The organism is Marinobacter sp. SS21 (assembly GCF_028369065.1).
Taxonomy (GTDB): domain Bacteria; phylum Pseudomonadota; class Gammaproteobacteria; order Pseudomonadales; family Oleiphilaceae; genus Marinobacter.
In genome coordinates this window covers 70,481-85,861 of sequence record NZ_JAQNDA010000004.1, presented here as the reverse complement: position 1 = coordinate 85,861, position 15,381 = coordinate 70,481, and the positions used below count along the sequence as shown (strand labels likewise).

Genomic DNA, 15,381 nt, shown 5'->3' with positions numbered 1-15,381 from the left:
TCGGTTCCGAAAAGTTCAGTTGAGGCTGCCGAGCAGGCGGGGTTTTTCGATCACGAAGCCCTGGGCGTAGTCGACGCCCAGCTGGCGCAGGATATCGAGCACTTCGCGGGTCTCCACCTGGGACGCAATCACCTCCCGCTTCATGTAGTGGGCCATATCCACCATGGAGGCGACCATGGTGCGGTCGGTTTCGCTGGTAGCCAGCTGGGCGGTAAAGGCGCCATCCATCTTGATCAGATCCACCGGCAGGCTGCGCATAAACTGGTACGAAGCGGGGCCACTGCCGAAATTGCCGAGACAGAAGCGGCAGCCCAACTCCTTCATCTCGACAATGAAATCAGCCACGCCCTGAAGGTCATGGATCGCCGCCGCTTCGGTAATCTCGAACCAGAGCCGTTCGATGGGTGCCTCTTTTTCGCTGAGCTTGTCGTAGACGAACTCCAACAGGGATTCATCGTTCAGGGAGTGGCCAGACAGGTTGATGCAGACCCCGCCCAGGGCCTCGTTACCGGCCGCCCTCAGCCAATCCAGCATATGGCCGACCACCCATCGGTCCACCACCTGCATGCGGTTGTAACGCTCGGCGGTGCGTACAAAATCGCACCCGGTAATCAGGTTGCCGGTGTCATCGTACATGCTGATCAGGATTTCATACTGGGTCGGCATGGTGGTTTGGCCGTGCAGCGGGATCATCTTCTGACATCGCAACAGCATGCGTTCCTCATCCAGATCCGCCAGGCTCGCCAACTTGGCGGCAATCTGCTCCTGACGACTCTGGTCGCCGGCGTCCAGTGCGTGCCAGCACAACCGCCCATTGCCCTGCTGCTTGGCGCCTTCACAAGCCTCGAGCGCGCCCCGCAGCCAACGCTCCGGGCTCGACAGCGCCGGCATCGGCGCCGCCAGCCCAACATTGGCAGACAGATGATAGCGGCGGCCGGAATAATTCAGCGCCAGTGCCTCAATGGTGCGGATAACCAGGGTAACGATGTCTTCCGCCGGTTCCGCCGGCATCAGGAAGGCAAACTCATTGCCGGACAGCCGCGCCAGCGGCAGGCCCTCGCCAACCTGGTTTCGCAGGATGTCCGCCACCGCCTTGAGCGTCTCGTCGCCAGCCTGGTAGCCCGCGGTGTCATTGAGCAGACGGAACTGGCGCAAATCCAGCACCGCCAACACCCGCTCGTCGTCATGACGCGCCAGCTGCTGTTCCAGCATGCGTTCGAACTCGCGACGGGCCAGCAGCCCGGTGAGTTCGTCGTGCGTCGAAGCCCAGGACAACTGGTCGTAGACCTTGCGCACCATGCGATCGATGCTTTCATCCACCAGCGGCCGCTCATACTGGCTGTCGGAGACAAGCAGCCCCTGTTTCATCATCCGGGCCAATTCCTGCAGTTCCAGCTCCACCACCCGCATGCCCTGGTGATTCACAAACACGAACCGGCTAAAGCCGCGAGCGATCCAGACCAGGCGGATGTACTGAATCGCCTCCGGTTTTTCCTGGTCCCGCATCCACTCCCCGGTACGCAGCTGCTGGGCGCGCTGGATCCAGCGCTGCAGACTGCGATCGTCCTGCCCGGGCGCTTCGTCGGCGGGCTTGATGGCGGCCAGCTCGTCGGTTACCTCCACCATCTCCACCGCTGACTCCGGCTTACGCACCAGGAACTGTTTCAGTTCGTCGCGGATCTGGGATGGCGGCAGGTGGTTGCTGGAGATCGAAGCCAGGCCGTCCTGAATCACCCGCAGCAACTCCGGCAGGTTGATGGCACTGTCGGGGTCCTCACCGAAGGCGATCAGCGAGTCGATCACCGCCAGATAGTCTTCCCACAACTGGCTCTCGGGCCCCTGGCGAATCCAGGTCAATGACAGCAGGTCGCGCCAGCCCCCATTGAGCAGGCTGAGCACCACCTTGGGCACCCGCCGCCCCTGCAGGCGCGGCGCCAGGGCCTCGGTCACCGCGTCCTTCGAATCCGATACCTTCTGCGCCCCTTCCGCGGCCGCCGCAACCCGCTCCACGTTCCGCCGGTACACCAGGTTCTGGCGTTCAATGAGACCGTCCAGCTCCCGCACCGCCCAGTCGAACACGCCGGTGTCCTGCTCGAAATCGCTGACCACCCGCTGGATCACGTCCCCCACCCGACGCTGGGTAACCGGATTAATCCGCCCACCCTTCACGCTGAGCTGAGCCATCCGGTTCAGGACACCACGTACCGGACTGTTCTTGTCGTCAAAAAAGTTCCGGTCCCGCATGACCACCTTCAGCACCGGCACCTCCAGTTGTCGCAACTGGCCCTGCATCAGCTGGCTGATGCGGGGACTCTCCACGACACTGGCGAAAAAGCGGTCAACCACGTCCAGTGTGCCCTGCTGATCGTCGTTCAAGCGCGTGTCGCCAGTGCTGCGAACCTGCTCGATCACCCGTTCCTTCAAGGCCGGCGCGGAGGCGTCGACATTGAGACTGTCCATCTGCAGTTGCTGTAACTGGTACTGAAACTCACCGCTGGAGAGTGGACGGGCATTGGGCGGGAAATCCGCTGGCTCGGGATCGCCATGGGCGATCCGGCTTGCACTCAGGGTTGCGAGCAGATTGCGCACCGTGGCGAAGGCCGAGCGTGCCTCCTGGGCATGGAGCCGAAAGCCCTCCCCCCCTGGCGATGGCGGACGGGCAGAAGAAGCCGCCATCGGTGTTGGCGACGGTTCCGCTGCGGCAGCGCTGGCCGTTGCGGCCACCGGTGCCGGCGCTGGGTTTGGCTTTTGCTTTGGCTCAGGCGAGGGTTTGCGCTCACTGAGGTACTTGCTCAGATCGAGATTCGGCAGGATACCGTGACGAACCAGGATTTGATTCAGCTCCCCATACAGCGGCTCGAGCTGGCCCAGCACCTGTGTCTCGAAGACCTTCAGGCACACCTTCTCCACCGCACGGGAGGCCTTCATCAGTGCCAGCCCGGAGTGAAACGACTCGCACACCAGGGCCGGCCCCAGTGGGTTCTGGTGGCCGGTTTCATTACTGACCCCGAGGTTGTCCAGGCGCAACTTCAATTGCAGCAGCTCCGCTCGGTACAGGGTGTCGGCCTTGGTCACCATCACCCGAAGGGTCAACCAATCCTCGAACTCGCCCTTGTCCACCAGTGTCAGCTCCGCGCCAGGAGGCCCCTTGGGGCGAGGTTTCAGGGGCGATTGCAGGGCCTGACTCATCTGGTGCCAGATGATTTTCTGGCGTGCGGCCAGCTGACCCGAGGCATCCATGAATTCACTGGCCTGCTGGTCGTTGGCCGCTTTTTGCGCCGATTGCTTGAGGGCCTCGATCATCCGGCCGAAGCAGCCGTCCATTTGGGGTTCAAGGTATTGCACCACAACGCGGGCGCACTGGTGCAGGATGAACTGAACCCGTTCACTCGGTGGCCGCAGCATCGGCCGTTCGGTGTCGCCGCTGCCTGCGCACATCTGCAGCATGGCCGCGACAGCTTCCGGGTTAGTCCGGGCAAAGATCACCCCCATCGCGCCGGCCAAACGGCGCACGATATCCACCACCAGCTCATGCCGGCCCTTGCCGTCGGAGCTGCGGAAACGGATAAGGACACGGCTGGCGCCCTGCCGTGACAGGCAGGCATTGAGTTTGTGCTCGGTATCGGCGGAATAACGCACGAAGAGGCCTTCCGCGCAGAAATCAGCTATCTGGCAGGGCAGACCTTGGCTGTCGCCCAGTACGAGCTGGGCAGCAAGTTTGATGGGCCTTCGGAGACTGGCGCGACGTTCCTTCGAATCCATTGACTACCTGATAGCGTGCGATGCCGACAACCCGAGCGGGAATCAATCCGGCTCGATCATCAGCCAATGTCCCTGTAATGTCAGCAGAAAGTCACTGCCACTCCGGGAGTCTTGTGACCGTAGTATAGCCGTTACGACGTCGTGACAGAAAACGTCAAATGACGCCAGGGTGGCGCCGGCCGGTGGTATTACGATGCCAGCCGCCACGCCGTTGTAGAGTCCCGTGCGGGTAATTCGGTAATCTACACCGTAACCTCGAGAACCATAATCGATTCACCAAACAGCCCGACGGGACACCAGATTATGAGACAGCTTAGTCAGTTCTGCCTCGTAATGCTAACGCTGCTGAGTGTCGCCGGCTGCACCTCGTTGCGTTACTACAGCCAGGCCATCGGTGGTCAGCTCAGGCTGATGGTCTCGGGGGCACCCATCAGCGACCTGCTCGCCGACCCGGAACTGGCCCCGGCGCTGCGCGAACAATTGCACACCGCGATAGCGGCGCGGGAATTCGCCGGCGACTGGTTGGCGCTGCCCGTGGACGGCAGCTTCGCGCGCTATATCGAACTCGACCGCCCCTATGTGGTGGTCAATCTCACGGCGGTGCCCGAGTTTTCCCTCACGCCTCACCAGTGGTGTTACCCGGTGATTGGCTGCCAGTCCTACCGCGGTTACTTCGATACGGCCGACGCCCGCCGCGAGCAGGCCCATTTCGAGGCGCGGAACTACGACACCCTGTTGGGCGGGGTCACCGCCTACTCCACCCTGGGCTGGTTCGACGATCCACTGCACAGCGGCTTCACCAACCTGCCCAGCGCCCGCATGGTGGCGTTGCTGTTCCACGAACTCAGCCATCGGGTGGTCTATGTCGCGGGGGATACGGTATTCAATGAAAGCTTCGCCACCGCGGTGGAACTGGAAGGCCTTCGCCTGTGGCTCGCCCAGCACGGCGAGCAGGCCGAATTCGAACAGGCGCTGCGGCGACTGCGCCATCGCGACCAGACCCTGGCCCTGGTGAATAATGCCAGCGATCAACTGAGTGAACTCTACCGCCAGGCCGGACAGCGACCGGTCGCCGAACTACGGGCGGCCAAACAGCAGATCTTGCAGCGGCTGCAGGAGGATTACCAAGCGCTGTCGGTGGACTGGCCCGAGGCCGGGCCGCTGGGTCGTGAGCCGGCAGACCTCAACAACGCCCATCTGGCGCTACTGCGCCAGTACCACCAGTTCGTGCCGGCGTTCCGCCAGCTGTTGCAGGACCACAACTACGACTTCCCCGCCTTCTACCGCTCGGTCAAGGAGCTGGCCCGGCTCCCGCCCGATCGGCGTCAGCGGCGCCTGGCCCGGTTAGCTCAGCGGTTTGACGAACACCTTTGAATTGCGCTGGGCGTTGTAGACCGCCAGTTTGGGCCCCGGCAATGCCTGCACCGTCGAGGGCTGGAATCCGCGCTCACGGAACCAATGCTCGGTCTGGGTGGTGAGCACAAACAACCGCTGCAGGCCCTGAGTTCGAGCCATCTGTTCGATCATCGCCAGCAGTTCGTCGCCGCGACCACCGCGCTGGTAGGCGGCATCCACGGCAAAGCAGGACAGCTCGCCGGCCTGTTCGTCCGGATAATGGTAGAGCGCCGCACAGCCGACCACGGTGCCGTCCCGATCGGCCACCACGAAACGGTCGATTTCGGTTTCCAGCATTTCCCGGGACCGCCGCACCAGGATGCCCTGCTCCTCGAGTGGGCGGATCAGCTCAATAATGCCGCCGATGTCTTCCACCCCGGCGGCACGAATCTGCTCATAGGTGTCGCCGCTGACCAAGGTGCCGGAACCGTCGCGGGTAAACAGCTCTTCCAGCAGCGCGCCATCGAGCTGATAGCTGATGATATGGGCTCGCTGCACGCCTTTGACACAGGCATTGCAGGCCGCCCGCAACAACTCGGCATCCTCGCCACTGGCCTGGGACGCGGTCAGCCGCTCCGAGGCCTGGCGCGCCGACAATTCCCGGATCAACGCCCCCTGCTCGTCCAGTACGCCCGGAAGGCGGGTGTAAATGATGAGTTTGTCCGCCCGCAGTGCGGCTGCCACCTGGCTGCCAACGTCCTCGTAGGACAGGTTGAACACGTCGCCCGTGGGCGAATAGCCCTGAGGCGGCACCAGAACGATGTGGCCGAGGTCGAGCAGACTCTCGATGCCGCCAATATCCACCCGACGGACCTTGCCGGTGAAGCCGAAATCGACACCGTCCAGCACCCCGACCGGTTTCGCGGTGACAAAGTTGCCGCTGCTGACCCGGATTCGGGCATTGTGCATGGGCGAGTTCACCAGGCCGAGGGACAACTGGCTTTCCAGATAGCTGCGCATCCCACCGATCGCCTCCAACACCAACGGCAGCTGGCTTTCCCGGGTAATGCGCAGGCCGCGATGGAACGATGACGATTCGCCGGCAAGGTCCAGTCGCCGCTGGATCTGAGCCCGTGCACCGAAGGTAATCACCAAGCGAATGCCCAGGCTGCTGAGCAGGGCCAGATCGTGGATGATGTTGATCAGGTTATCGTGGGCCAGCGCATCGCCACCGATGGTCAGCACCACGGTACGGCCACGATGGGCGTTGATGTAGGGGGACGAGTGGCGAAACCCGTGCAGCCAGTCGGTCGATTTCAAGAGCATCACTCCAGACAGAAACGCTGTATCAATTTGCGCAGCACCGTCACCGTCGGAGCCACCTGGGACAGCGCCAGGTACTCGTCGGGCTGGTGCGCCTGATCAATGGAGCCCGGCCCCATCACCAGCGTTTCCAGGCCAAGCTGCTGCAACCAGGGTGCCTCGGTGGCGAAGGCCACGGCTTCGGCTCGATGTCCGGTCAGGCTCTCGCATACCCGCACCAGCTCGGCATCGGCAGCGGTCTCAAAGGGCGGCACGCCATCGAACAGCGGACTGAACTCGAGCTGCAGCTCGCGCTGACGGGCCAAGGGCTGCAGCCGGTCGAGGATGGCCTGGCGCAGCTCGTCCATTTGCATGCCCGGCAACGGGCGCAAGTCAAAATGCAGCTCGCAGCGGCCGCAGATTCGGTTCGGGTTGTCGCCGCCATGAATGCAGCCCAGGTTGAGGGTGGGCACCTGAACCTCGAAATTGGGATTCTGGAAACGGCCCTGCCATTGGCGCCGCAACGCCAGCAACTCGCCGATGGCCTCGTGCATACCCTCCAGGGCATTGCGGCCGAGCGCGGGATTGGAGGAGTGGCCGGACTGCCCCTGAAACACCAGCCGTTCCATCATGATGCCCTTATGCATCCGGATGGGCTTGAGGCCGGTGGGCTCGCCAATCACCGCATAGCGCCCTTTGGGGCGGCCGGCTTCCGCCAGGGCCCTGGCACCATTCATCGAACTTTCTTCATCGGCGGTGGCCAGCAGGATCAGTGGCTGCTTTAGCGGCTGGCCCGCCAGGTCGCGCATCGCGTCGATGGCCAGCGCGAAAAAACCCTTCATATCACAGGTGCCGAGGCCGTACCAGCGGTCATCCCGCTCGGTCAGGGTAAACGGGTCGCTCTGCCAGCGCTTGTCGTCATAGGGCACGGTATCGGTATGACCGGACAACACCAACCCGCCCGGCCCGCTGCCCAAAGTGGCAATCAGGTTAAACTTGCCCGGCGAGTCGGGCACCGGCATCAATTCGGTCTTGAAGCCCAGTGGCCGCAGCCATTCCGCCAGCGTCTGCACCACGGCCTCGTTGCTCTGGTCCCAGGCCGGCGAGGCGCTGCTGACCGACGGCAACGAAATCAGCCGGGTGAGCATGTCCCTGATGCCCGGGGGCTGGGGCACCGGGTTATTGCCGTTCGCGGTCATCGGATTCTCCTGCCAGGCTCATTGCTTTCGACGCCGCTGCCGCGCCGCCAGATTTCAAACCGGGTGACGGCTGCGGTGGCCATGGGGTATGCCACTTCACCACCGTCCACCGGCCGGGCCACTTCCAGCTGGCGCTCGTCCGCCCGCACCAGTCGGCCTTCCACCGTCCGACCGCTGCTCAAACCGACCCGGACCCGGTGTCCAAGCCATTGCGACGCAGCGGCCACCGGCTGGGTACGCCAACTGCCCTCCGCCGCCCGCTGACCTCCGTCCTCCGGCGTCGCCAGCTCGGAGCTGGCTTGGGGCGGCGACTGGGGCGGCGGGGTATAGTGTGTCAGGTAGACCCCGGGCACTTGAGCGCCGTTGTAGCTTAGCGCCAGCTCGGCGGTGCTGGTGGCTTCGTCGTCACGCACCGGCACGCCGTAGGTGCTGGACTGCGGCGAGAGCACCACCGTCAGCTCCCCACCTTCAACCAGCCATCGGCGGTACAGGGCGAGCAGTTGGTCACTGGCCTGGTAGCCGGTCTGCTGGAGCTGGCGCTGAAAGCTCGCCAGCACCTGATTGGACCAGTCGTTTTCCGCCATGCCCGACTCGCGGGCACAATAGGCCGATACCCGGCGCATCAGTCCGCCATCGCGCACGGTCACCGTCAACGCGGCGGCCGTGGCGCCCGGCAGGGGGTCGGCATCGTCAAAGCGGAAGCGGACCCCTGGCCAATGGATTTCCAGGCTGCCGGTGCCCTCGGAATTGAGTTCCAGATAAAGCTCGTCAGCGGTCTGCCTCAGCAAGGCCTCGGCCCGGAGCTCGGTGATGCCAACCCGCACCAGGTCGCCACTGCCCAGCCGCTGCCGCGAATCCGGCCCGCACGCCGGGGCAAACAGTGCCGATTCCTCCGGGCCACCGGCCGTCACCCAACTGCGGAACATGTTGGCATCCAGCCCGAGCCGGAGGCCCGTCGCCGTCAGCTGCCACTGGCCCGGCAGTACCGACGGATCGGCCAGAAAGCTCAGCAGCGCCAGCGGTGAGCCCGCATCGAAGGTCAGCTGCCCCATCTGCAACGGCTGCGTCAGTCGAAAGTCCTGATAACTCGCCTGTTGCAACGTGACTAATCCGCCCAGACTGGAGCGAATGGCGCCCCGTTCGATGACGCCCCGGTCCGCAATGGTCTGCTGCGCCTGATTCACGTTGCGATCCACCAACCACCAGACCGCGGCCTTGAATCCAACGAAGCCCGCCAAGGCCAGCACCAGCAACGTGGTTAACAGTTTCTTCAACGGTCGCCTCCTCTCACCGGCGCGCCAGGCGCCATCAGTTCCGGGAAATCAGGGTACCCACGCCCTCGTCGGTGAAGATTTCCAGCAGGGTGGCGTGTGCAACCCGGCCGTCAATGATGTGGGAGGTCTGCACGCCGTGCTCCACCGCACTCAGCGCACAGCGAATCTTCGGCAGCATGCCGCCATGGATGGTGCCATCCTCGATAAGATCATTGACCTGGCTGGCGGTCAGTCCGGTGAGCACCTCGCCAGCTTTGCTCTTGAGGCCGGACACGTTGGTCAGCAGAATCAGTTTCTCGGCCTTGACTGCCTCCGCCACCTTGCCCGCCACCAGATCGGCGTTGATGTTGTAGGAGGCGCCATCGTCACCAACGCCGATCGGCGCAATCACCGGAATCACATTGCTGCGGGTCAGCATGTCGATCATTTCGACGTTGACCTGCTTGACCTCACCGACATGGCCAATATCGATGATTTCCGGGCGCGCCAGCTCATCGGCGTGGTTATGCACCGCCAGCTTGCTGGCCCGGATCAGGTTGCCGTCCTTACCGGTCAGGCCCACCGCGGTGCCGCCCTGCTGATTAATCAACGACACGATCTGCTTGTTGACCTGGCCACCGAGCACCATCTCCACCACATCCATGGTTTCGCTGTCGGTGACCCGCATGCCATTGACGAAATGGGACTTGATGTTGAGCCGCTCAAGCAGCTCGCCAATCTGCGGACCACCGCCATGCACCACAATCGGATTGATGCCCACCAGCTTCATCAACACCATGTCGCGGGCAAAGCTGCTCTTGAGTTCCTCGTTTTCCATGGCGTTACCGCCATACTTGATCACCACGGTCTTGCCGGTGAACCGTTGGATATAGGGCAAGCCCTTGCTTAATACCGCGGCCACCTGCATGGCCGTATCTCGATCCAGTGCCATTCACTACACCTTCGATTATTCAATTCGTCTATGTTATCGGTCGGGTTCAGAAATCCAGCGCCAAATCGGGCGCGATTTTATGCAGCTGGTCGCGGAACACCGACTTGATGCGTTCCAGCGCGCCCTCATTCTCTGCCTCGAAACGCAGCACCAACACCGGCGTGGTGTTGGAGGCCCGACACAGCCCCCAGCCGTCCGGATAATCCACCCGAATACCGTCGATGGTACTCATACTGCCCTCACCGAACTCGCCTTCGGCGCTGAGCCGTTCCATCAGCTGGAACTTGCGGCTCTCGGTGACTTCCACGTTGAGCTCCGGAGTGCTCAGGTCTTCCGGGAAATCGGCGAACACCTCGTCACTCTGGCGGTCCTCGATACCGAGAATCTCCAGCAATCGGGCCGCCGAGTAGAGGCCGTCGTCGAAGCCGTACCAACGCTCCTTGAAGAACACATGGCCGCTCATTTCGCCGGCGAGCAACGCCCCGGTTTCCTTCATCTTCGCTTTCATCAGCGAGTGACCGGTCTTCCACATGATCGGTCGCCCGCCCGCCTCGTTGATGACCCCGGCCAGGCGGCGGCTGCATTTAACGTCGTACAGCACATCCGCACCGGGATTGCGGGACACCACGTCCCGGGCAAACAGCATCAACAGACGGTCAGGCCAGATGATCTTGCCGCTGTTGGTCACCACCCCCAAACGGTCGCCATCGCCGTCAAACGCCAGCCCCAGATCGGCGCCTTCGGCCTGCACCCGATTGATCAGGTCCGTCAGGTTGGCGGGCTTGCCCGGGTCCGGGTGGTGATTGGGGAAACTGCCGTCGACGTCGCAATACAGCGGCACCACCTCGCAGCCCAGCTCCTCGACCAGAATCGGGCCGAGTTCACCGGCAATTCCGTTGCCGGCATCCAGCACCACTTTTAGCGGCGCGGCCACCGCGATGTCGCCGACGATTCGGTCCAGGTAGGCGCGGCGGACATCCTCCTGGGACAACGCGCCCTGGCCGCTGGCGAAGTCCCCGGACTGGATGCGCTGCAGCAGTTTCTGGATGGCCTCACCAGACAGCGTCTCGCCCCCGAGCATCATCTTGAGGCCATTGTAATTGGCCGGATTATGGCTGCCGGTGACCATCACCCCGGACCCGGTGTCGAGCTGATGGGTGGCAAAGTACAGCACCGGCGTCGGCACCGCGCCGATTTCGATGACATTGCAGCCAGTGGACAGGATCCCCCGCGCCAGTGCGGACGCCAGCTCGGGGCTGCTGTGGCGACCGTCATAGCCCACACACAGCGTATCCAGGGCCCGCTGCTGGGCTTCACTGCCGATCGCCCGGCCGATGATTTCCACCACCGCCGAGGTCAGGTTCTCCCCGACAATGCCGCGAATGTCGTAGGCCCGGAAAATGTCCGCTGATACCTCGACGGCAGGCGCGGCCACCTCTTCGATGGCCACGCCTGCGGCGCCTCCCGGTGGCGTGCCACCCAGCCCCAGCACGTCGTCATCGCCGTCAAGCATATCAATATCGAGGACATCTTTGTCCTGGAACAGCGGCTCGTCACCGGCAGCCGCGGGGGCGTTGGCTTCGACGGTAGCCGCCGGGCGTGTGCCACGGGCGGATTCGGCGGCCTTCAGCAAGCGTTTCTCCACTGACTGAGCCAGCCGCTGTAACACCTCCGCCAAGGCGGCCGGGATGTCCCAACGAGTCTTCGGCAGCGCCTGGCGCTCACCACTGAAAGCCTTTTGCGCCCACTGAATCAGCGCCGACACGTCCTGGCGTAGCCCCTTTTGGGCATTACCAAGCAACAGCCAGATCACCACCGCAGCGATCGCCAGCGGCACCAGAATCACCACGACGGCGAGCACCGTGCTCACCAGGGGCGCCGACGTCGAGGCTGGGGTGTATTGCAGACTCCAATTGGGCGTGGCCAGGGCAAGTTCAATGCGTTCACCACTGCCGCTGCCCTGCCTGATTACTTTGGTCGCCTTGCCCGACACCGTTTGCACCAGCGCCAGTTCCCCACCGAGTTGAGCCGGCGATGTCGCCAGCGCTGGCGCCAACGCACTGGTCTTGAACTGCACCAGCAGGCTGCCCGCCACCACCCCGTTATTGGGCTTGGTCACCGCCGAGGCGAGCTGGATATACCACTGGCCATCCCGGGGGAAGGCATCCGGCTGAAGCGGCCGACCGGACTCCGCCTTGCGGGCCAAATCGAGGCTGGCGAAGCCCAGGGATTCTGAGCCAATGGCCGAACGGGGAATCTCGCCATAGGGAAACAGGTAAACACCGTCAATGGCTGGCATTAACCGCTGCAGGTCTTCGGTGAGCGCCGCCATCTCCGCGGGATCAGCCAGCGCGTTGAGCACCCGCTGCTGTTGGGCCATGCCCGCCACCAGCCCCTGCATCATCACCAGGCGCTGCTCCAGTCGGGCTTTGGCGTGTTCGGCGACCAAACGGGTTTCGCCCGCCCACCGGTCGCTCTCAGCGGGCTGGATGACGGCAACATGCAGCACGGCCGCCGCGACCAATCCGGCCACCATCACCGCAGCCGTCTGCAGCCCGGCAATGCTCGTCAGCTGCTTCAGGCCGGCCCCCTTGGTGCGCTGCGCCTTCTTGCCACTGCCGTCCGGTTTGCTGGCCGTTGCGTCCTCGGCCGACGCCTTTTTTTTCCCCAGTTTCATAGCGAACCCTGCATGACAGTTGACGGCCATTTAAGGCACTGAATCCTTTTAAAAAAGTATAGTCTTTACGATGTACACCTGCGTACCCGCAGGTTCAGCGGGTGCCAGTAGAGCCAAAACCACCGGCGCCGCGGTCGCTGGTTTCGAACGAATCCACCACCTCGAATTCGGCCTGCACCACCGGCACCAGAATCAACTGGGCAATGCGCTCTCCCACCTCGATGGTGAACGATGTCTGCCCCCGGTTCCAGCAGGACACCATCAGCTCGCCCTGGTAATCCGAATCAATCAGCCCCACCAGATTGCCCAACACAATGCCGTGCTTGTGGCCCAAGCCACTGCGGGGCAGGATCATGGCGGCCAAGGACGGGTCTTCGATGTGGATGGCGAGTCCGGTCTTGAGCAGCTCGGTTTCCCCCGGCGCCAGGGTCAGCGGCTGATCCAGGCAGGCCCGCAGATCGAGACCGGCAGAGCCGTCGGTGGCGTATTCCGGAAAGGCGATGGCATCACCAATGCGCGGGTCCAGCACCCGTACCTGCAATTTTCGTTTGGTCATGAATGGTTCCTGTGCTTACTGCTGAGTCGTGTTCGAACGGACGGTCTGGTAATGATCGGCGATCAGCGCGACCAGCTGCTCCGCCAGCAAGGTTTTACTCTGTGGCGCAAACGCTTGCTGGCCGCCGGGCCAGAACACCGTGACCGCGTTGTCGTCGCTGTTGAAGCCGAGCCCGGGGCGGGAGACGTCGTTGGCGACGATCATATTGAGATGTTTACGCTGCATTTTATCGTTGGCATACCGGGCCACGTCCGTGGTTTCCGCGGCAAAACCCACCGTGAACGGCGCATTGGCCCGGCCAGCGATGGTGGCCAGGGTATCGGGATTGCGGACCAGCGCCAGCGACAGTTCGCCGGCGGTCTTCTTGATCTTTTGATCGGCACAAGTCGTCGGCCGGTAATCCGCCACCGCTGCGGTGGCAATGAAAATATCGCAACCCTGGTCGACCGCCAGCCCAGCGGCCGCGAGCATGTCTTCGGCGGTCACCACCGACACCCGCCGCACCGCAGCTGGGGCTTCCAGGTTCACCGGCCCACTGACCAGGGTAACCTCAGCGCCCGCGGCCCGCGCCGCCGCCGCCAGGGCGTAACCCATTTTGCCGGAACTGTGATTGCTGATGTAGCGTACCGGGTCGATGGGTTCCCGGGTTGGCCCGGCAGTGATCACCAGGCGCACACCGCTGAGCGGCCCCTCGGCGCAGGCATTGAGCCGGTCGGCCAGTTCCTGAGGCTCCAGCATCCGCCCCGGGCCGGTGTCGCCACAAGCCTGCTCGCCCTGATCCGGCCCCCACAGGGTGACCTGGGGATCTTCCGCCAGCAGCGCCACGTTGCGCTGAGTTCGCCGGTTGCGCCACATGGCCTGGTTCATCGCCGGGGCCACCACGATGGGCGCCTCGGTGGCACAACACAGGGTCGTTAACAGATCATCCGCCATGCCCTGGGCCAGCCGAGCCAGGAAGTCCGCCGACGCCGGCGCCACCAGTACCGTATCCGCCCATTTGGCCAGTTCGATGTGGCCCATGCCGGCCTCGGCCTCCGGGTCCAGCAACGAGGTCCGCACCGGTTCGCCACTCAAGGCCTGAAACGTCAACGGCGTGACAAACGCTTCCGCGCCCCGGGTCATGACGACCCGCACCGCGTGGCCCGATTTTTTCAGTAATCGCACCAGTTCCGCGCTCTTATAGGCCGCGATGCCGCCCGTCACTCCCAGCAGAATTCGTTTCTGCACCATGGTTTCTCCCATTCCTAATACCGGCACCGCGATGCAGGCGGCCCAACCGCCAGCCGGACACGCTCAGCCATGCCAGGAAGCTCCGCCCGGGAGGGCGTGTAAAAACGTCTTGGGCGCAGCGAAGCGCCGTCAGCCAATGCCTGACCGCCGAATTTTAACGCCCCATAGCCAAACGCAATGATTTTTACACGGTCTCCCTGGGAGCCCCTAAAAATAAAGACTTATAAGATAGCACCGCCGGGCCTTCGCAAACACCCCGCCGCGCTAGCATCGCCCCCGGCCATGATACACTCGGCAGGGGCGCGGGAGGCGCCCAGGCAATCGCAGAACGAACTCATCGAACAAAATACTTGAAAGGACTCTACGATGACCAATACATCCTGGCCGACGGACGAACGACCGCGGGAACGGCTGCTGAGCCATGGCGCGAGCAGCCTCTCCGACGCAGAACTGCTGGCCATATTCCTGCGCACCGGCACCAGCGGCACCCCGGTCATGGCACTGGCCCGCCAGCTCATCGACAGCTTTGCCGGCCTGCGCGGCCTGATGACCGCATCGCAGCGCCAGTTCTGCAGCGTTCGGGGACTGGGCACCGCCAAATACGCCCAGGTTCAGGCCGCCATGGAGATGGCGCGACGGGTGATGGACGAACCGCTGCGCCAGGGCAGTCCGTTACGCTCCCCCGAGGATACCCGCAGCTACCTGCGCAGCCGACTGGGGACTTATCCCCATGAGGTGTTCGCCGCGCTGTTTCTGGACAACCGGCACCGGGTCATCCAGTATCGGGAACTGTTCCGCGGCACCATCGACGGCGCGGCGGTCTATCCTCGAGAAGTGGTCCGTCAGGCCCTGGAGGACAATGCCGCGGCGGTGATCTTCGCCCACAACCACCCGTCCGGCGTCGCCGAGCCCAGTCAGGCCGACATCTCCCTCACCGTGCGGCTGAAGGAGGCGCTGGGGCTTGTGGACATACGAGTATTGGATCATATGGTGGTGGGCCATGGCGAGGTAGTCTCGCTGGCGGAACGGGGCTTGATCTAGGGGGCGGCGAAAATATTGACCAAATTCCCAACAATTTTTTGCGTTGCCAGGGCAGTTCTGGTATAAAAGCGTCC

10 protein-coding genes are annotated in these 15,381 nt (G+C 63.4%); 2 read left to right on the top strand and 8 right to left on the bottom strand.

Annotation, left to right across the window (positions count from 1 at the left end; all coding sequences use genetic code 11):
• Nucleotides 1–15 precede the first annotated feature (15 nt).
• Nucleotides 16–3,762 (bottom strand): DUF1631 family protein, encoded by a 3,747-nt coding sequence (locus tag N6L25_RS06845; RefSeq protein WP_271979048.1) that lies wholly within the window; start codon nt 3,760–3,762, stop codon nt 16–18.
• 303 nt (nt 3,763–4,065) lie between these two features.
• Here N6L25_RS06845 and N6L25_RS06840 point away from each other — a divergent pair, with 303 nt between their 5' ends.
• Nucleotides 4,066–5,136 carry an aminopeptidase gene (locus N6L25_RS06840; protein WP_271979047.1) on the top strand — a complete coding sequence of 357 codons (1,071 nt, stop codon included), beginning with the start codon at nt 4,066–4,068 and terminating at the stop codon, nt 5,134–5,136.
• On the opposite strand, the gene argA is transcribed toward N6L25_RS06840, so the two are convergent.
• From argA to coaBC, 7 genes are all read right to left on the bottom strand, one after another.
• Complete coding sequence (gene argA, locus N6L25_RS06835; protein ID WP_442915218.1) at nt 5,107–6,423, bottom strand: amino-acid N-acetyltransferase; 1,317 nt, start codon at nt 6,421–6,423, stop codon at nt 5,107–5,109. The genes N6L25_RS06840 and argA overlap by 30 nt on opposite strands.
• The gene (gene argE, locus N6L25_RS06830; RefSeq protein ID WP_271979045.1) at nt 6,423–7,598 is read right to left on the bottom strand and encodes an acetylornithine deacetylase; all 1,176 of its coding nucleotides are present in this window, start codon (nt 7,596–7,598) and stop codon (nt 6,423–6,425) included. The genes argA and argE overlap by 1 nt, the downstream gene beginning before the upstream one ends.
• A complete protein-coding gene (locus N6L25_RS06825) occupies nt 7,595–8,872 on the bottom strand; it encodes an acetylornithine deacetylase (RefSeq protein WP_271979044.1) in 1,278 nt (425 codons plus the stop codon). Before N6L25_RS06825 ends, argE begins: the two co-directional genes overlap by 4 nt.
• A gap of 34 nt (nt 8,873–8,906) precedes the next feature.
• The gene (argB, locus tag N6L25_RS06820; RefSeq protein ID WP_271979042.1) at nt 8,907–9,803 is read right to left on the bottom strand and encodes an acetylglutamate kinase; all 897 of its coding nucleotides are present in this window, start codon (nt 9,801–9,803) and stop codon (nt 8,907–8,909) included.
• A gap of 46 nt (nt 9,804–9,849) precedes the next feature.
• The gene (locus N6L25_RS06815; RefSeq protein ID WP_271979040.1) at nt 9,850–12,480 is read right to left on the bottom strand and encodes a phosphomannomutase/phosphoglucomutase; all 2,631 of its coding nucleotides are present in this window, start codon (nt 12,478–12,480) and stop codon (nt 9,850–9,852) included.
• Between the two features lie 94 nt (nt 12,481–12,574).
• A complete protein-coding gene (gene dut / locus N6L25_RS06810; RefSeq protein WP_271979038.1) occupies nt 12,575–13,036 on the bottom strand; it encodes a dUTP diphosphatase in 462 nt (153 codons plus the stop codon).
• A gap of 15 nt (nt 13,037–13,051) precedes the next feature.
• A complete protein-coding gene (gene coaBC, locus N6L25_RS06805; protein ID WP_271979036.1) occupies nt 13,052–14,266 on the bottom strand; it encodes a bifunctional phosphopantothenoylcysteine decarboxylase/phosphopantothenate--cysteine ligase CoaBC in 1,215 nt (404 codons plus the stop codon).
• Between the two features lie 366 nt (nt 14,267–14,632).
• Between coaBC and radC the strand changes: the two genes are divergently transcribed.
• Nucleotides 14,633–15,307, top strand: a complete 675-nt coding sequence (radC, locus tag N6L25_RS06800) for a RadC family protein (protein ID WP_271979035.1) — start codon at nt 14,633–14,635, stop codon at nt 15,305–15,307.
• Nucleotides 15,308–15,381 lie beyond the last annotated feature (74 nt).